An 18,609-nucleotide genomic window follows, 5' to 3' on the forward strand; every position below is an offset into this window, starting at 1 on the left:
AAAAAGTGACGAGAGATTCTCATCACCATCCAAACAAATAATGGAGCCAAGGGGGATCGAACCCCTGACCTCTGCACTGCCAGTGCAACGCTCTCCCAGCTGAGCTATGGCCCCGAACTTACTTTTATAATAAACATAGTTTATACCATTATGAAAAAAAGTTAAAGATGACGTACAAGACTGGCACAACTGCTAAGGCGGGCAGGTAGTTCATCGTTTTGAAGGATTTGATGTTTAGGATACCTAAGCCTGCCATGACAATTAAGATTCCACCGATGATATTGACTTCGTTTAGGATATCAACGTTGATGGAGCTTTGCATAAATAGGGCGAATAAATAAATACTCCCTTGCCAAATAAATACTGCGACTGCGGATAGGACAATTCCAAATCCAAAGGTTGAGGCAAGGACGATAGATGTAATGCCATCAAGGATTCCGTTAGTAATTAAGTAAGTATAGTTTTGATTGACTGCAGCTTCGATTGGTCCGAGTATCGATAAAGTCCCGATGCAATAGAGTAAAATCGCAGTGGATAGGCCTTGGGCTAGATCGCCTTTGGAGTATTTACTAATGGCGTTGTTAAATTTATCTTCAAGGTTAAGCATCTGGCCAATGACCCCACCTAGGGCTAGAGCTAAAATAAACAGAACAGGGTAATTACTAAGCGGCATATATTGAACGATGGCGTTAACACCGATGGCAAAGGCGACGAGGCCCATGGCAGTCATCAACACATCGTGATATTCTTTCTTAATTCCTCTATTAAATAGGCTACCAATTGTTGTACCTATGATAATCATGACAACGTTAAATATTGTACCAAACATTAAAATTCTCCTTACGTCAAACACAAGATAGTTATTATCTTACGCTATTTTAGTATAAAGTAGTATGTGAATTAGAAAAAAATTAGGAGAGGTGTATAGAATGGCTGGAAAATCAGTAGTAAATTTAACGATGACTCGAACGTTTGATGTGGAACCGTCTAAGGTATTTGAAGCCTGGGTAAATCCTGATTTATTTAGAAATTGGTTTATGACCTTACAAGCAACAAATAAAGTCGCAAAAAATGACCTCAAAGTGGGTGGGGAATGGGAAATCGTCGACCACAGACAGGGTCAGGACTTCAGAGCAATCGGCACCTATCAAGAAATCGTCGACAACGAAAAGCTCGTCTTCACTTTTAATATGCCGCAGTTCAATGATGAGTCAGATACGCTAGCCGTTCAACTCGATAAAACCGAAACCGGCACGCTCATGACCTTCAGCCACGATATTACCGTCTTGCACGAGGATAACTGGACAGAAGAGGATATCAAAAAAGCAGAAAAAGAATTTCACGATAGCACTGAACAAGGCTACACCTACATGTTCATGGGCTTAAAAGAGTTAGTTGAAACAGGTAAGGTAAGTTATACAGGCGAAGGTCACTAGGGCACCGATATGGGTGCTTTATTTATTCCCCAACATTTCCTAGGAAATACGAGCATATTTTTCGAAAGAAAGGTATGATAGGTAGAAAAAGATGATATGGGATATTTGGCAGAAGGAGTGTCTGATATGGAATATTTATGGCAGAAGTCAGAGGATATCGAAGCCCTCTTATATGAGTTGGTGTCTTGGAATAGTTTGTCTGGCAGTCAAGGAGAGATTGATTTTCCACATAAATTGAAGGATAAGTTAATGGCCTTGGATTATTTTTCGACTCAAGACGATAAAATCCGTCTATTTGATGCAGGCAAAAACTGTAATGCTTTAACTGCGCTTTATAAAAATGATGAGACAAAGGATACAGTCGTATTAATTAGTCATTTTGATACGGTTGGCGTAGATGAATACGGTCAGTTGTCTCACCTTGCCTTTGATCCAGTCAATTTAACTGCAGCTTTTGAAACGCGTAAAGATCTATTAACTGAAGATACGAAGGTTGACTTAGAAACAGGGGACTTTGTGTTTGGCCGAGGCGTTATGGATATGAAACCAGGGCTCGCCTTACACATGCATATTCTTGAACAGGCAATAAAAGAAGAATGGCCAATCAATATTTGCCTCGTCACGGTGCCGGATGAAGAGGTAGCCTCAGCAGGTATGCTCCGAGCTGTGCCTGGTTTGGTTCAAATAAAAGACGAATACGACCTAAACATTCGTCTATTCCTAAATGGTGAACCTTCATTCACTCAAGAACCCTTGGACAATAATCACTACATATATTCAGGATCCATCGGCAAGATTATGCCGGCAGCCTTGTTTTACGGTATTCCGACCCATGCCGGGGAACCGTTAAATGGGATTACAGCGCACTTTTTATCGTCTTATTTAAACAAGGAAATGGAATTTACCAACAGATTCCAAGAGACCTATGACGGAGAGACGACACCCTTACCAATCTGTCTGCAGTCGAACGATTTAAAAGAAAACTATGACGTGCAAACGTCCCATCATGCATATTCGTTGTACAACGTATTCACTATGAATCAAACCGCGCGAGATGTCATGGGCACCTTTAAAGAGATTGCCGAAGACGCCATGCATCAATGTCGAACGGATTACTTGAAGATTGCCGAAACGAATGGCATCGAACCATTTACCTGCATTCGAATTATGGAATACCATGAAGTTCTAGAGTATTTTATCGATAAATACAGCCTAGAAGAAGCGAATCAGGTGATTGAAGCGGTCTTAAACCAAGGTGTGAGTGATCAAAGAAAGACGACCGTTTTAATTGCTGACCGCTTGATGGAACACTGTCAGGAACTCGCGCCAGCAACAGTACTTATGTTTGCACCACCGTATATGCCAGCTGTGAATTCCTCAGATGACGATTTAGTTCAGAAGCTGATTGCTGTGACTAAGGAAACATTTAAAGAAAACTTTAACTATGAAGTGACCAACAAACACTACTTTAACGGGATTTCTGATTTAAGTTATGTTAACTATCAAGCAGACGACGATGGCTGGGAAGTGTTTGTTAATAACGCACCGCTGTGGGGCGAGACCTATAAGATTCCCTTCAAAGACATGCAAATCTTGAATGCACCCGTGATGAATATTGGGCCCTTCGGAAAAGATGCGCACAAGATGACAGAGCGACTTCACAAGGCGAACGCCTTTGAAATGATGCCACAGGTATTAAAAACTGTGATCCGATCGATATAGAATCGGTGATAAGTAGGCAAAAAATAAAGAGAGTTATCACCGTTTTAGAAAGAATCGGTGATAAGTGAATAAAAAATAAGAGAGTTATCACCGGTATTGTGCACACGGGTGATAACTCCCTTTTTATTTTATGATTTCAAATTAACAATAGTACGGCCTTGCAGGTTACCGTCGATAATGTCATGGAGTGCTTGTGGTAAGTCGTCTAGACCAATTTCGTTGACTAGGCCTTCGCTTTCTAGGTCGATATTTAAGTCAGTCGCAAGGCGCTTCCAAATGTGTTGTCTTTTCGCCATTGGGAAGTAGACCGAATCAGCACCCATCCAATGAATGCCTCGACCAATAAATGGCAGTACTGTCGTTGAAACGTCAATGCCGCCAACTAGGCCATAGGTCACAACGGCACCTTCAGGCTCCAAGGTTTTTAAAATATATTCTGTAGTTGAACCACCGACAGGGTCAATCGCAGCCTGATAAAGTGGCTGGTTTACAGGTCCTTCTTGAGTGTTTTCTACCTCACTACGAGCGATCACTTTTTTCGCTCCAATAGATTTTAAATAGTCTTCGCGGGATGATGAACCACTGCTCGCGACAACATCATAGCCTAAGTGATTTAACATGCGCACGGCTAAACTACCAGATCCGCCTGATGCACCGGCAACTAAGACATCTCCGTTGTCAGGGTGTACGCCCACTTTTTCTAATTTATCAATGGCAATTCCTACTGTCAGTCCAGCAGTACCTTGAATCATCGCTTCTCTTAAGCTTAATCCATCAGGAAGTGGAATGACGTATTCTCCAGGGAGTGTTGCATATTCTTGGTAGCCACCGTCGATTGATGTACCGATATCATAGCTTGTTGCAATGACTTCATCACCGACCTTAAAGCGGTCATCATTCGATTCTTTCACCACACCAGCTAAATCAATACCAGGTGTAATCGGGAAGGTCGTAGCGATTTGTCCAAGGGCACTCACCATACCATCCTTATAATTTATACTTGAGTAATGCACATCGATAAACAACTCATTATCCGCTAAAGGCTTTCTTTCTACGGGTTGAATGCTTATTTCTGTACCTTCATCTTCAGTCGATTTGTTCACCACTAATGCGCGATACGAATTCATAAATAGCCTCCTTCATATAATATAGTTCTATTTTACTAACTTATAATTCGGAATGCATTTAATCCGTTTTTAGAAATGACTAAAGGAATGGTAAAGTGGAGCTAAGGAGTGATCGCTATGAAAATAATCGTTGCTATGGATTCATTTAAAGGGAGTGTGTCGTCGAAGGAAGCAAGTGACGCGGTGGAAGTAGGTATCAAGTCAGCCTTCAGTGAGGCGGAAGTTAAGACATATGAAATGGCTGATGGTGGAGAAGGCACAACGGATATCTTGGTCAATAGTTTAGGCGGTCAAAAGATTCCAAAGGTGGTCACAGGACCGCTGGGTAAGGAAGTGACATCCTATGTGGGTTTGGTGCCGAGTGAAAATCTAGCGATTATAGAAGTCGCCTCAACGTCCGGTTTAACCTTGCTGAGTCAAGATGAGCTGAACCCCAAACTTGCCACGACTTATGGTTTGGGGGAATTGATTGAATATGCCCATGCACTCGGTGCGAGGAACTTTATCGTAGGCCTAGGTGGAAGTTCGACCAATGACGGTGGTGTTGGCATGCTACAAGCGATGGGTTATCAATTTCTAGATAAAAACAAACAGGACATTGAGCAGGGTGGTCTGGCCTTAAATCAAATTAGTAAAATTATTAAAACCAACGAAGCGGCTAAATTTGATGGCTGTAACTTTAGAGTGGCCTGTGATGTGAATAACACGCTGTATGGTGAAGCGGGTGCAACCTATGTCTTCGGACCGCAAAAAGGTGTGACAGTTGAGGATTTAGAAGTACTTAATCAAGGACTCAAACACTATGCAGATAAAACCTTAGAGGACATGAACATAGACATAGCAGAAATTCCAGGGGGAGGTGCAGCTGGTGGCTTAGGCGCGGCCTTCCATGGCTATCTTGGTGGTCAACTAGAAACAGGCGTGTCTCTGATTACAGATATGTTAGGAATTGAAGAAGAAATTGAAACTGCAGACTTAGTGATAACCGGTGAAGGTCGACTCGATGCCCAAACCGCTATGGGGAAAGTCCCTGTAGGCATTGCAGCACTTGCCGAGCACTATCAAGTGCCAGTCATTGGACTCGCTGGAAGCCTGTCTAAAGATGCCGATCAGTTAAATGAACGTGGTTTGAATGCAGTCTTCTCCATTCAAGCCGAGCCCATGCCCTTGGATCAGGCAATGGAAAAAGAAGTGACGATAGAAAATATTAGAAGGACGACAGAGCAAGTCATCAGACTCTTCAACATAGGCAAATAAAAGAGCAGTGCGCACGCGTACTGCTCTTTTTCTATCTATTGTCCTTCACTATAAATTTTATTGAGTGCTTCTTCAAACAATTCTGGTGGCTGGGCACCTGAGATTGAGTATTTGTCATTGACTAGGAAGAATGGGACACCTTGTACGCCTAATTGTGAGGCTTGTGAGATATCGACATTAACGTCCTGAGCGTAGTCTTCACTAGCTAAAACATTTTGTACTTCATCAGTATCTAAGCCAAAAGATTCTGCTAATCGTAGAATTGTGTCATTGTCATCGATGTCAGCACCTTCAGTGAAGTGGGCTTTATAAAATGCTTTAAAGAACGGTGTGCCTTTACCTTGTGTACGTGCATATTGGAACACGCGGTGGGCTTTAAATGTGCTAGTAAGCTTGGCGATATCGTAATTAATCTCAACGCCTGCATTTTTACCTGTTTCTGTGACTTGTTGCAGCATACCTTGTGCGCGTTCAACTGGCATACCTTTTAGTTTAGAGAATGTTTCTGCATAGCTTTCTCCCTCAGTGTGCACTGCACCAGGCATGAGTTGGAAGCTCTTGTACTCAATCTCAACATCATCTTTATGTTCAAATTTACTTAAAGCATTATCTAAGTTAGCTTGTCCGATATAGCAGAACGGGCAAACGAAGTCTGACCAAATTGTAATTTTCATTATTTCTTATCCTCTTTCTCTTCATTAGTTGGGCCACATATCCCTGTTTCAAAGTCACATACCATGCCGGTAGAACTTCCAAATTCCATAGGTTCTATCGTTTGAACTTGTTTGTCAGTTTTCTTTTCTTGTTCTTTTTCCGTCATTGCAATGCTCCTTTCCATAAGTAATTTCCTATACTAATGATAGCTTAACAGGATGCATTAAAAAAGACGAAAATCCTGCCTACATGTTGTAAGCAGGATCTGTTTTATCTTTCAAAATCGATAATTTCCTCTTGGCCGAGATTAATCGTAGATTCACTGGGTTTAGTTCTCGCCACACATTTACCATTTCTATAAGAGTATGTGACAGCGGCTTGTTTTCGGATGACATCATACTCATTATCCCCATTTAAGACGATAAAGTTCGCAGGCTTACCAACTTCAATGCCATACTGGTCTTCAATATGTAGGGTCTTGGCACTATTTTTAGTAATTAAGTCAATTGAATTGACGATTTCTTCATAGCCCATGAGTTGTGCGACATGTATGCCCATGTGTAAGACCTGTAGCATATTTCCTGTGCCGAGTGGATACCAAGGGTCAAAAATATCATCGTGGCCGAAACAGATGTTTAGACCCGCTGCTTGCAGTTCTTTAACACGTGTGAGGCCACGGCGTTTAGGATACGAATCAAAGCGGCCTTGTAGATGAATGTTGATTAATGGGTTAGAAACAAAATTAATGTTCGACATCTTCAACAATCGGGAGAGTTTAGCTGTGTAGGCATCATTATAAGACCCCATGGCTGTCGTGTGGCTGGCTGTTGTCTTCTCACCTAAGCCGCGTTGGTAGGCCTCATTTGCAACGACTTCGACGAATCTCGATTGCTCATCATCGATTTCATCGCAGTGAACGTCGATGAGTTTATCGTATTTTTCAGCTAGGTCAAAGGCGATTTTTAAAGATTCTACACCATACTCTCGAGTGAATTCGAAGTGAGGAATCGCACCGACAACGTCAGCGCCAAGTTTTATTGCTTCTTCTAAAATTTCTTTCCCATTCGGATACGATAAAATCCCTTCCTGCGGGAAAGCAACGAGCTGAATATCTACAAAGTCACTTAACTCTTCTTTGACTTCGATCATCGCTTTAAGTGCAGTCAGTTCAGGGTCAGTGACATCAACATGTGTACGAATGTATTGAATGCCACCAGCAATCTGCCATTTAATTGCTTTTTTCGCACGACTTTTAACATCTTCTATAGTCAGTGATTCCTTTCTCTCAGACCATCTCTGAATGCCTTCGAACAAGGTGCCACTAATATTCCACTCAGGTTCTCCTGCAGTTAAAGTCGTATCTAAATGAATGTGCGGCTCTATGAAGGGGGGTAAAACTAAATCACCCTTCACATCGATACTATCCTCTGATTCTTCTAGCTGATCTTGAGTGATCGTTTTAAATTTTCCATCTTCAATTTCTATATTCCATAGACCTTCTTGTCCTCTTAAAGTTGCGTTCTTAATATTCACGTGCCATTTCATCCTTTCCTTTAAGTGGAGTGTTTACTGTAACTGGTGCATTCATCTCCGCTAATTTCATGCCGACTGCATAGATGACACTTGTGCCGATTAGAGCATTTAATGGTGGAATGCCTGGTACGAAGTTTGCTAGAAGAACACCGGCAATCCAAGCAATTATTGCGACAGGGTTTAAGGCTTTAAAGTTAGCACTTTCAATTGAAGCATATTGTCTTTTTCTTACGATGAAGTAATCCGTTAAGATAATGGCTCCGATTGAAGGTAGGGCTGAACCTAACAAGGTTAGGAAACCCACAAAGTTGTTGTATAACCACATTGCTGCGATTGTCCCTAAGATACCATTGAAGACAACAATATACTTCTTAGGTAGCTTAAAGATGTTTGCAAAGCCAAGTCCTGATGCGTAAAGGGCGCTATCATTCGTTGTCCAGATGTTTAATCCTAAGACGATGATGGCTGGAATCATGAGTCCTTGTAACATCATGACTTCTGAAATATCAGTGATACCAAAGGCCATTGCTCCGATGGCACCAAATAAGAACATTAATGAGTTACCGATAAAGAAAGCAATGACTGTAGATGATACGGCTGATTTAGCAGTTTTACTAAAGCGTGTGAAGTCAGGCGTTAAAGTACCTGCACTGATAAATGAACCGACACAGATTGTGAGTGCCAGAGCGATACTCATGGTTTGACTTGGCTCATAGGCCATAAGTGCTTCCATGCCGCCCATTGAGGCAACTGCATCTGATGTTGAATAAATTCCGAAGACTGCAATTGTAGGGACACTGATGAAACCGAGGATGGCAAGAGCTTTAAGACCGAATATAGATGAAATAGTCATCAAGGTTCCAAAGACACCGATGAGTATGTAGACATTGACACCTGTTGCCATTGAGACAGGGACGGCGAACATGGCAAGACCAACACCGAACCAGCACACTTGAGTGGCTGCGAGTAAAAATGAAGTAATATATGAACCTTCTTTACCGAAGGCATAGCGAGCGAGTAGATGAATAGAGAGACCAGTTTTGGCTGAGATGTAAGCAAGTGATCCAGTGTATAAACCGAGAATTAAATTACCAGCTAGGACAATCCAAATGAAGTTCAAAAGAGATAAACCTTCTCCTAGTGTCCCACCTGACCACATGCTGGCAGAGAAAAAGCTGAGTGATACCATAACGACTAAGATGTTCCAAAATCCTTTACGGCTAGACTGAGGTACTGCTGTAAGTGAAAATTCTTTGTCTTGAATAGACATGTTCATTCCTCCAGATTCTTATTTAAGAAACTGGCGCCGAAAGGGCACAACTTGTTTCATTCAGACAAAAAGAAAGCTTCTTGCCCGAAAGAAGACAAGAAGCTGATTTCTATAATAAAGAAGATTAAACACCCAGAATTAGGATATGTTTAACCGAATCGATATTATACGCGCTGTCCTTGTCAGTCTCTCTGGACTGAGTTAAAGGCACCAGTATTTAGTTCATGAATAGTATTACATATAAAAGTTGAACTGTCTACTTAATATTTTACGTTTAAATATGCATAATAAAGTTTAATTATAAATTCATCATATGGTAATATAGAAACAATCATTTAACTAAGGAGTGTGAATGAATGTCGGTGAATTCATCAAAAAACAAGAAATTGAAGAAAAGATGGGAGTTTCCGGATACATATGTCATAGTATTTGGAGTAATGTTGCTTGCGGTTCTAGCCACATACTTAATGCCAGCAGGATCATTTGAACGAGAGGAAATTGAAGGGGTAACGACGATTGTACCCGATACATATGAAACGGTTGAAAGTGAACCTGCAGGATTAATGGATGTCTTTTTAGCGATTCAAACTGGGATGATAGAGAGTGCGGATATTATATTTCTAGTTCTATTTGCAGGTGGGATGTTCGAAGTCATTAATCGCTCAGGTGCTATACAGGCAGGAATATATTCTGCAATTGATAAGATGCAAGGGAGAGAATTTCTATTAATCTCATCGATTATTGTTCTCTTTGCAATCGGCGGTGCGGTTGGTGCATTAGGTAACTCGGTCATCGCATTTGTAGTCATTGGGGTAATGTTAGCAAAAGCGTTAAAACTCGATGCCATTGTAGCAGTTGCAATTACATTTAATGCGGCCTTTATTGGTTTTTCAGCAGGATTCTTAAATCCATATACAGTGGGTGTTGCACACAATATAGCTGAACTACCACCTTTTTCGGGAATGCTGATTAGATTGATTGCCTTTGTGATTTTAACTGCTGTAACGATTTGGTTTACATGGCGATACTGTAAAAAAATATTGAATGACCCTACAAAAAGTATTATGGGTGTTGAAGCATCAGCAGAAGAATTTAAGAACACAGAAAAGTTTACTATAAGACATAAATGGATACTGGCTGTGACCGCTCTAGCCTTAATCTTCTTCATATTTGCAGTGATCCAGTTCCAATGGACGACCAATCATATGGCTGCCTTGTTTATCATCGTTGCAATTATTGCAGGTATGATTGCTCAGATGAACTATAATGAAATTACCTTAACTTTCTTGGAAGGTTGTAAAGGACTCGTATACGGTTCCTTAATCATTGGTTTAGCAAGAGCAGTACTCATTATTATGGAAGACGGCATGGTTTTAGATACATTAGTTAGTGTGCTATCAGATCCTTTATCTGCCTTACCTCCTGTTGCAACAGCAATAGGTATGTTCATCATGAACTCAATCTTTAACTTCTTTGTTCCGTCGGGCAGTGGACAGGCTGCAATTATGATTCCGATTCAAGCACCACTTTCTGATATGGTAGGGGTGACCCGTCAAGTCGCAATACTTGCATTCCAGTTTGGCGATGGCTTCTCTAACTCACTTTTTCCAACGTCAGGCACACTAATGGCGAGTTTAGCTGTTGCGGGTGTACCGTGGATTAAATGGGCAAAGTGGTTCTTGCCGTTATTTATTATCTGGTCAGTCATTGCTATGATACTATTAGTGGTAGCAACATTGATAAATCTAGGACCATTTTAGATTTAAATACGATGATACAGGTGAGGGCTTAGATGGAAATTTATAGCTATAGAAATGAAAAGGTTAATGCATCTGCAGATGATATCTTTAGTGTAATTAATGATGACAATCAATTAATAGACATATTCACCATCCTAAAGGAAGTTGAGTATAATACGAAAGAAAAACGTGCTAAGGGTACAAAATTTAGAATAACGCTAGGCGTTAGAAATAAGACATACAGATTTAGAAATGAAATAGTTGAATACAGCGAGAATCGTAGTATTACAATGAAAACTAAGCTTAAACAAGGCGTTATTACAACGTTATTTAATATCGTTCCAAATGGAGAATATTCAGAGCTAACTGTACGCTCTAGCATCGATAGTAAAATGGGAGTCAGAATGTTTGTAATGACAGTGAAACCTATTGTGAAGGCTGTTATGAATAAAGAAATGAATAAATTAGTTAAATATCTAGAAGATAAATCAGCCTGATCAATGAAAGGGATTATTATTAAATGAAGAATAAGAATAAAGGTAATACCGAATGGACAGTAGAAAAGAATAACGAACTACTTGAATACCTATTTGAAGTGATGCCAAATAAGAGCAGAAGTACAGTCAAAGGAATGTTAAAACGAGGCCAAGTTACTATTAATGGTAAACCGACGACACAGTTTGATGAATGCTTGAAAAAGGGTGATGTCGTCACCTTAAGAGACCGTGCCGCATCGCCTGATGTTAAGATGAAAGGCATAGAGATTGTCTATGAAGACGATGATATTATTGCCATTGAAAAGTCACATGGACTCTTAACTATGGGCTCTAAACTCGAGAAAAAAGCGACAGCCTTTAGAATGTTAATGGATTATGTACAGAGTATCAGACCAAACAATCGCATCTTTATAGTACATCGTTTAGATAGAGATACTTCAGGTGTGATGATACTTGCAAAATCACGTGTAGTACAACAAAAGTTACAAAATAACTGGAAAGACATCGTAAGTGAAAGAACTTATATTGCCTTAGTAGAGGGCCAAGTTAAAGAAGACGGGACGATTACTTCTTGGCTTAAAGAAGATAAGACCTTTAAAATGCATTCAAGTCCTAAAGACAATGGTGGGCAAAAAGCAATTACTCATTACCAAGTGATGAGAAAAAATCGTCGATTTTCTCTATTAAAAGTCAACTTAGAGACGGGACGAAAAAATCAGATCCGTGTGCATATGGAAACGATTGGCCATCCAATAGTAGGCGATAAAAAATATGGATCAACAACCAAACCAATCAATCGCCTTGGTCTTCATGCAAGTGTTATAGAGTTTAAACACCCAACTAGTGGAAAGTCTTTGAGGTTTGAATCAAAGCCACCTAGCAGTTTTACAAGAGGGTTTAAATAGAAGCTAGCCAAACCGTATTGGGGTTTGGCTTTTTGTAATTATTATAAATAATTGTTTCAGAACTGTTTTAATTTCGATATAACTGTGTTAGCATTACAAGTTGTCCAAGGCTTTATTTTAAGTCAAGTAAAATCCTTTTTAGCTGTGAGATGCACTCACTGCAGTTTTTGACATGATTTTTCATGTAACATTTCTATTTTCTTTTTTTAGGGAAGTTTCAGTTCCCAAATTTCACGATACAGCACGATAAACTATCATTTTTAAGACTGGCGTTTTTGTTTTGTCTTAATCACAGAAACTATATTTACAGGAGGTATACTTTTTTATGAAAGAAAAAAAATCGGTACTCACACCGGTCTTTTACGTTTCTGTTTCATTAGCAGCTGTCTTCATTTTATGGGGTGCATTTTTCCCAGAAAATGTTGGTTCAGTTCTTGGTGTAATTAACAATTTTATTTCTAACCAACTTGGTTGGGTTTACATGCTGGGCATGACAGCTTTTGTTATTTTTGCGATTTATTTAGTTTTCAGCCCATACGGTAAGATACGTTTAGGTAGACAGGATGAAAAACCACAGTACAGTTACTTTACTTGGTTCTCATTCTTATTCACAGCAGGCATGGGTGTTGGTTTAGTGTTCTACGGTGTTAACGAACCTGTAACTCACTTCCACAACCCACCATCGGCAGAGCCTGGTTCTATTGCTGCTCAGGAAGAATCTATGATGCATACACTGTTCCACTGGGGAATTCACCCTTGGGGTGTATACGCAGTAGTGGGTCTGTCTCTAGCTTACTTTAACTTCAGACACAATGCACCACTACTTATGAGTTCAGCCTTATCACCTTTAATTGGTGAACGTTCTAAAGGATGGTTAGGTACAGGTATCGACTCTCTAGCAGTATTCGGTACAATTTTCGGTATCGCAACATCACTTGGACTTGGTGCAACTCAGATTACAGCAGGTCTTAGCTACAGCTTTGACGGCATTGAAAACAATGTTTGGACGCAGACAATTATCGTCCTAATTATTACTGTAGCCTTTATGATTTCTGCATCTACAGGTGTCAATAAAGGTATCCGTTACTTGAGTATTGGTAACGTTATTATTGCGATAGCCTTAATGTTATTCGTATTTATCTTTGGTTCATCTGTACAAATGCTAGAAGCATTTATGACGAACTTAGGTAACTACCTTAATAACATAGTCAGTATGACATTTAACATGAATTCATTTACAGGCGAGCGTTCATTCTTAAATGACTGGACACTATTCTACTGGGCATGGTGGATCGGTTGGGCTGCCTTTGTTGGTAGCTTCATCGCACGTGTGTCACGCGGTAGAACAATTAGAGAATTCATCGTTGGTGTGATGGGTGTACCGGTTGTCTTCAGTGCGATTTGGTTTGCGATCTTCGGTGTTGCTGGTATTGAATCAGATAACATCTTAGGTGGCGGAATCTATAGCTTAATCGAGACTGAAGGTAATGAAGTCGCTCTATTCGCATTCTTAGAAAACTACCCAGCTGCACCATTAATTATGGGTGTTGCGATACTACTTATCGCTTCATTCTTTGTAACTTCAGCTGATAGTGGTACATTCGTAATCAGTATGTTAACAACTGGTGGTTCATTAAACCCACCACTTAAAGTTAAATTAATCTGGGGTGGTATCTTAGCTGGTACTGCTATCGTATTACTATGGTCTGGTGGTTTATCAGCCATTGAAATGGCGATGTTAATCGCAGCCTTCCCATTCACGTTCATTGTTGCTATGCTCGGTATTTCTCTATATAAAGCCTTACGGAGTGAATATGGAATTATCGAATTAGAAAGACAACAATTACTTTATAAAGATTCTCATAGAGTAAAAACTGAGAAAGAACTTGAAGAAAGAAGAGAAGCTTTCGAAGAAACATTACCAGATGAGATTGCGCCACACCTTGCAGATGATGGTAGCGAAGAAGAAAATAAATAATAAAGTTATTGTTTCACTGCTTGGCTTAATTAAGCCAAGCAGTTTTTTTATGATTAACTTAAATAAAAAGGGGAATATATAAGAAATAAAGACTGTTTAAATACTGTAAGAATATAGGAGTGTTTTCTATGGGAATATTTGGCTTCCTAAAAAATGAAGATGAAATAGATGATGAACAACTAAAGAATGGTGAGCCCTACGTTGAGCTGTCCACCGGTTTAGATGATTATGAAAATCCTTCATGGTCACAAGTAGAAAGTGCTGTACATGATGTTGTGGATTCAGAAGATAGTTTTGCGACCTTATCCTTTGTTAACTACAACCTAGAAGTGGATACAATTCAATGTATTAAAGATGAGGAATACTACTCATTTGAAGCGCTCCCTGCAAAAGATTCAGAGGAATTTGGGAAGATATATCATAAGGAATCATTAACACTAGAAGAAGTTGTTGAGTTATTTAAAACATTTTACGACACACAAAAAGTGATTGGCTACAAGGCCTTTATCGAAGATCACTTTCAAGAATAAAAATTACCCGGAGCATATCAATGACTTGCTCCGGGTAATTATTTATACAATACCTTGTATTCTTAAGATTATCTCAGCGACAATGGCTGATCCAAGATAAGTTCCTAATAAGACGAGCATACCAACGATGATTGTTTTCCATCCCATCTTAGCAAAATCTACCCATGAATTACCTATGGAAATACCTGCATAGGCAAGAATCGGTGTAGTTAGAGCAAGTAAATTTACTTCTGAAGTCCAAGCGACGATTTTTCCCGAACCTGGGAAAAATGGCATCGTAACTACAAAGGCAAGTATCCCGATATAAGCAATGGCAGGTAGCTTCTTAAAAGGTAAAGCTTCATGAATGACCATTCCTATTAGAACAATAATCATTAAAGTAATGATTCCGGGTAAAGCTGTTAAAGGCATGACCTCATAACCGATGAAATTACCAACGAGCGTCATGATGGCGACAATACTGAGAGTGAGTGTCCAATCTATTAGTTTTCCGACCATACCTATTCACTCTCCTTGGCTTTTTTATTTTTAATTCTCGACATTAGAGAAAAATATTTTTCAGTTAAAGGTAAACCTATAAAGATACTCATGTATAAACCTGTGACGGATGTAAGTAAATTACTCGCTCCAGAATAGGCAGTGATGAGATCTGCTTGATCAGGATACATGGCAACGAGTGGACCGAGTGAAGCGGCTGTCATACTCCCGCTTCCGATTCCTGTTGCCATGGCGAATGATAGTGGACTAATCGGAAAAACGGACGCAAAGAAACCAGAAGTCAGCCCTAAAAATATTGCACCGAATAATGTGCCGAATATATACATGGATACAACACCACGACCTTCTGGTGAAGAGACTCCATATTTTTCTGATATTAGTGCTAAGTTGGATTCTCGACCAATTGAGTGTGTCATACCAATAGTTTCTCTTTTTAACCCGAGAAACACAGCAACTGGTAAGGCGATCAATATTGTCGCTAAATTACCGAATTCTTGAAAGATTAGTGCAGGACCTGCCTGAATCAACTCAGGTAGAGCAGGTCCTGCTTGAACACCGAATTTTGCAATCAATAAGGTGACAGACATAAAGACCAAGGATTCAGCTTTACTTGATTGAACTTTACTAATTAATGGTGTAAAGAAAGTTGCTAGACCGATAACAACAGCATAGAGCATTGGCAGTAGTAAAACAGTACCTGGACCAATTTGAAATTGATGCGTACCGATTAACTCAGTTATGATGACGATGGCAAAGACAACAGCATGCAAGCGCCAATCTTTCCATAAGTTTAGTGTAGTATTCTCCATGACATATCCCCACTGTTATTTATTTTGGTTCATGTATTCAACAGTCGATTTAGCTAGTACTTTAGCTGCTGTGAGTAAGGCTTTTTCATTAATATCAAATTTAGGATGATGATGTGGATATGGATTATCTGTATTATCTGGTTGTGCACCAGTAAAAATGTATGTGCCTTTAACTTCTTGTAAGTAATATGAATAATCTTCTCCACCCATAATCGGTTCAATTTCTTTTACAGTGGCGACATCAGGTACGGTTTCTGCAACTTTTACGACAAATTCAGTTTCTTCTTTGTGGTTAATGAGTACTGGATACCCACGTTCATAGTTAAATTCGTAGTCTGCACCGGATAGTTCACATGTTCCCTTGATAACCCTTTCCATTTCTTGCTCCATCAATTCACGTGTTTCCTCATTTAAAGTTCTCACAGTGCCCTTGATTTTAGCTGTATTTGCAATGATGTTATAAGGACCAATTGCCTCAAAAGAACAGACTGATAGGACTGCAGACTGAAGCGGGTTGACGCGTCGGCTAACTATTTGTTGAAAATTATTTACGAGCTGAGACGCAATTAAAATGCTATCTTTTGTATCTTGAGGCATGGCACCATGCCCGCCTTTACCAAGAATCTTCACTTCAAAAGAATCAGACGACGCTTGAAGGGCATCAGTGCGGTAGGCAATTTCATTCAATGGAAGTTGTGCTTGTAAGTGAGTGCCAAAGATGACATCAACACCTTCAAGGGCGCCGTCTTCAATCATAGGTTTCGCACCACCCGGTGGTAATTCTTCAGCGTGTTGGTGGATGAATACAACATTACCGTGAAGTTCATTCTTGTGTTTATTTAATGCCTTAGCAACACCGAGTAAAGTAGCGGTATGGCCGTCGTGTCCACAAGCGTGCATTACACCTTCGTTTACAGATTTGAAGTCGAGCTCGGTTTCCTCTTCAATCGGCAATGCATCAAAATCGGCACGTAAGGCAACCGTAGGTCCGTCATGCTCCCCTTTTAAGTAAGCGACGACACCATTACCACCGACACTTGTCCTTACTTCGTGGCCAAGTACTTCATGAAACTCAGCTATGTATTTAGGTGTTTCAACTTCCTCGAATGATAATTCTGGATGTTGATGTAAATGTCGACGTATTGAAATGATTTCTTCGTTTAGTTCATCTAGACTAGCAAAAAGTGTTTCCATTCCTATCAATCCCCTTTTTATAATAGTAATTATATTGCCAAATTATATGCTTAAATATCTGTTAAGTCAAAATAATCTGAAATAATTAGAGGGTATAGAAATGAATTATAGAGAAAACAAATTAAGAGTGGTGACAATGTTTAATCGTCACCGCTCTTAATACCGGAAATCAGTTCTTGTTCTGCCTTATTACTATTAATGATATAGCGAATAATAAATTGACTTGCTAAAGTGATTGCCTTATCACTGTACGGTAGATTTTCTCCTGCCCTTAGAAGCCCTTGATATAGGTCACTTACTGTCCATTGTTTCATGAGTAACAATGAACGGTATTTTTCAACGGTGTTGTTATCAATATCAAAAAATATTTCCTCAGGTGTGTGTGTCACTTCAAGATAGCGCCTCATAGCTTCTAATACGATGAGTAAAGTGAAAGAATTTAAATGATTGAGGCTTTTACTCTGTATATAGTGTACCTTATCGTAGTAATCGGATAGTAGGAGATGACACTTAATGACTTGGTAAGTATTTTGATGAGATGCGATTACCTTTTCGTGGAGTTTGATAATGACTTCTGAATTGGTGAGTGTGGGGTGATCAAGGTAAAATGAATATGCATCATCAATTGTCAAAGGGCCATTCATACTCATATAAACAAGAAATCTTGTTTGTTCCATTAGTTCCTGTAAACTTTCATCAACGATATAAACAGACTCTACTTGTAAATGACTTAAGTCAATTACACCATCATACTCATGTAAGCGTGATAAGAGGATGTCCTTGTTCCCAGACACTTTTAAGTCATGTGCTCTGAGAAGTTCTTTAATTACAGGAATCGTGAATTGTGATAATTTAGTAGCTAGATGTGTGGATTCGTGTAAATGACCAGCAGACAGTAAATGTTCTAAGCGTTGGTCTATAGACTGAGCTTCTGTCGACCAAAAATAGTAACGTTGTAACACATGTTTTGGCTTATCCTTTATTTGATGAAGGAATAAAAGATCTGTTGCATTTAAGGTCAATAATATCACATCCTTTACGAACGTATGTTTGATATAATTATAGATGAAAAATTAAACGAGGTGAAGTAATATGGCAGAGCATAAAATTTTTAAGATGGCAGTATCTAGTGTTTACCCTCATTATGTTACAAAGGCAGAGAGAAAAGATAGAACCAAAGAAGAAGCGGATGAAATTATCACTTGGTTAACAGGATATTCGAATGAAGCACTTCATGAACAACTCGAAAAAGGTGTTAATTTTGAAGAATTCTTTGATCAAGCACCGAATATGAACCCAAATAGACGTGAAGTCAAAGGTGTTATTTGTGGTGTAAGAGTTGAAGAAATTGAAGATCCTTTAATGCAGGAAATTCGCTATATGGATAAGTTGATTGATGAACTTGCTAAAGGTAAAAAGATGGAGAAAATTTTAAGAGAAGGATAGCCAATAACTCTGCA

Annotated in this window: 19 protein-coding genes and 1 tRNA gene; 9 read left to right on the top strand and 11 right to left on the bottom strand. The window is 39.5% G+C overall.

Annotation, left to right across the window (positions count from 1 at the left end):
* Nucleotides 1-41: 41 nt before the first annotated feature.
* A tRNA-Ala gene (locus tag JEM45_RS08105) sits at nucleotides 42-114 on the bottom strand.
* A gap of 34 nt (nucleotides 115-148) precedes the next feature.
* Entirely contained in the window at nucleotides 149-829 is a 681-nt protein-coding gene (locus JEM45_RS08110; RefSeq protein ID WP_166626419.1) for a DUF554 domain-containing protein, read from the bottom strand.
* A gap of 100 nt (nucleotides 830-929) precedes the next feature.
* Here JEM45_RS08110 and JEM45_RS08115 point away from each other — a divergent pair, with 100 nt between their 5' ends.
* Nucleotides 930-1,436 carry an SRPBCC family protein gene (locus JEM45_RS08115; RefSeq protein WP_166626420.1) on the top strand — a complete coding sequence of 169 codons (507 nt, stop codon included), beginning with the start codon at nucleotides 930-932 and terminating at the stop codon, nucleotides 1,434-1,436.
* A gap of 126 nt (nucleotides 1,437-1,562) precedes the next feature.
* Nucleotides 1,563-3,158 (top strand): M20/M25/M40 family metallo-hydrolase, encoded by a 1,596-nt coding sequence (locus JEM45_RS08120; protein ID WP_198687249.1) that lies wholly within the window; start codon nucleotides 1,563-1,565, stop codon nucleotides 3,156-3,158.
* Between the two features lie 128 nt (nucleotides 3,159-3,286).
* On the opposite strand, the gene JEM45_RS08125 is transcribed toward JEM45_RS08120, so the two are convergent.
* Nucleotides 3,287-4,285, bottom strand: coding sequence for an acrylyl-CoA reductase family protein (locus tag JEM45_RS08125; protein ID WP_166626422.1), 999 nt, complete (start codon nucleotides 4,283-4,285; stop codon nucleotides 3,287-3,289).
* 117 nt (nucleotides 4,286-4,402) lie between these two features.
* On the opposite strand from JEM45_RS08125, the gene JEM45_RS08130 reads away from it, so the two are divergent.
* Entirely contained in the window at nucleotides 4,403-5,542 is a 1,140-nt protein-coding gene (locus JEM45_RS08130; protein WP_198687250.1) for a glycerate kinase family protein, read from the top strand.
* 35 nt (nucleotides 5,543-5,577) lie between these two features.
* Here the strand turns inward: JEM45_RS08130 and JEM45_RS08135 are convergent, their stop codons facing one another.
* The 4 genes from JEM45_RS08135 to codB form a co-directional block, all read right to left on the bottom strand.
* Nucleotides 5,578-6,216 (bottom strand): DsbA family oxidoreductase, encoded by a 639-nt coding sequence (locus JEM45_RS08135; protein WP_198687251.1) that lies wholly within the window; start codon nucleotides 6,214-6,216, stop codon nucleotides 5,578-5,580.
* Nucleotides 6,216-6,362 carry a hypothetical protein gene (locus JEM45_RS08140; protein ID WP_166626425.1) on the bottom strand — a complete coding sequence of 49 codons (147 nt, stop codon included), beginning with the start codon at nucleotides 6,360-6,362 and terminating at the stop codon, nucleotides 6,216-6,218. Before JEM45_RS08140 ends, JEM45_RS08135 begins: the two co-directional genes overlap by 1 nt.
* Before the next feature lie 104 nt (nucleotides 6,363-6,466).
* The gene (locus JEM45_RS08145) at nucleotides 6,467-7,741 is read right to left on the bottom strand and encodes a cytosine deaminase (protein WP_198687252.1); all 1,275 of its coding nucleotides are present in this window, start codon (nucleotides 7,739-7,741) and stop codon (nucleotides 6,467-6,469) included.
* Nucleotides 7,719-8,999, bottom strand: coding sequence for a cytosine permease (gene codB / locus JEM45_RS08150; protein ID WP_198687253.1), 1,281 nt, complete (start codon nucleotides 8,997-8,999; stop codon nucleotides 7,719-7,721). The genes JEM45_RS08145 and codB overlap by 23 nt, the downstream gene beginning before the upstream one ends.
* A 356-nt stretch (nucleotides 9,000-9,355) precedes the next feature.
* Between codB and JEM45_RS08155 the strand changes: the two genes are divergently transcribed.
* From JEM45_RS08155 to JEM45_RS08175, 5 genes are all read left to right on the top strand, one after another.
* A complete protein-coding gene (locus JEM45_RS08155) occupies nucleotides 9,356-10,759 on the top strand; it encodes a YfcC family protein (protein WP_198687254.1) in 1,404 nt (467 codons plus the stop codon).
* A 32-nt stretch (nucleotides 10,760-10,791) separates the two neighbouring features.
* Nucleotides 10,792-11,235 (top strand): SRPBCC family protein, encoded by a 444-nt coding sequence (locus JEM45_RS08160; protein WP_026867016.1) that lies wholly within the window; start codon nucleotides 10,792-10,794, stop codon nucleotides 11,233-11,235.
* Nucleotides 11,236-11,258: 23 nt separating this feature from the next.
* The gene (locus JEM45_RS08165) at nucleotides 11,259-12,140 is read left to right on the top strand and encodes an RluA family pseudouridine synthase (protein WP_166626430.1); all 882 of its coding nucleotides are present in this window, start codon (nucleotides 11,259-11,261) and stop codon (nucleotides 12,138-12,140) included.
* A 325-nt stretch (nucleotides 12,141-12,465) separates the two neighbouring features.
* Nucleotides 12,466-14,118 carry a BCCT family transporter gene (locus tag JEM45_RS08170; protein WP_166626431.1) on the top strand — a complete coding sequence of 551 codons (1,653 nt, stop codon included), beginning with the start codon at nucleotides 12,466-12,468 and terminating at the stop codon, nucleotides 14,116-14,118.
* 128 nt (nucleotides 14,119-14,246) lie between these two features.
* Nucleotides 14,247-14,648, top strand: coding sequence for a hypothetical protein (locus JEM45_RS08175; RefSeq protein ID WP_198687255.1), 402 nt, complete (start codon nucleotides 14,247-14,249; stop codon nucleotides 14,646-14,648).
* 42 nt (nucleotides 14,649-14,690) lie between these two features.
* On the opposite strand, the gene JEM45_RS08180 is transcribed toward JEM45_RS08175, so the two are convergent.
* From JEM45_RS08180 to JEM45_RS08195, 4 genes are all read right to left on the bottom strand, one after another.
* Nucleotides 14,691-15,146 (bottom strand): hypothetical protein, encoded by a 456-nt coding sequence (locus JEM45_RS08180; RefSeq protein ID WP_198687256.1) that lies wholly within the window; start codon nucleotides 15,144-15,146, stop codon nucleotides 14,691-14,693.
* Between the two features lie 2 nt (nucleotides 15,147-15,148).
* Nucleotides 15,149-15,955, bottom strand: coding sequence for a DUF3100 domain-containing protein (locus JEM45_RS08185; RefSeq protein WP_026867021.1), 807 nt, complete (start codon nucleotides 15,953-15,955; stop codon nucleotides 15,149-15,151).
* A 15-nt stretch (nucleotides 15,956-15,970) separates the two neighbouring features.
* Nucleotides 15,971-17,149: a M20 family metallopeptidase gene (locus JEM45_RS08190; RefSeq protein WP_166626434.1), complete on the bottom strand. Its 1,179-nt coding sequence runs from the start codon at nucleotides 17,147-17,149 to the stop codon at nucleotides 15,971-15,973.
* Nucleotides 17,150-17,289: 140 nt separating this feature from the next.
* Nucleotides 17,290-18,171 (bottom strand): SAP domain-containing protein, encoded by an 882-nt coding sequence (locus JEM45_RS08195; RefSeq protein WP_198687257.1) that lies wholly within the window; start codon nucleotides 18,169-18,171, stop codon nucleotides 17,290-17,292.
* A gap of 70 nt (nucleotides 18,172-18,241) precedes the next feature.
* Between JEM45_RS08195 and JEM45_RS08200 the strand changes: the two genes are divergently transcribed.
* On the top strand, nucleotides 18,242-18,595 hold the full coding sequence (locus JEM45_RS08200; RefSeq protein WP_198687258.1) for a DUF2200 domain-containing protein: 354 nt from the start codon (nucleotides 18,242-18,244) through the stop codon (nucleotides 18,593-18,595).
* Nucleotides 18,596-18,609 lie beyond the last annotated feature (14 nt).

Origin of the sequence: Jeotgalicoccus sp. ATCC 8456, from assembly GCF_016313225.1 — a bacterium.
Lineage (GTDB): Bacteria > Bacillota > Bacilli > Staphylococcales > Salinicoccaceae > Jeotgalicoccus > Jeotgalicoccus marinus.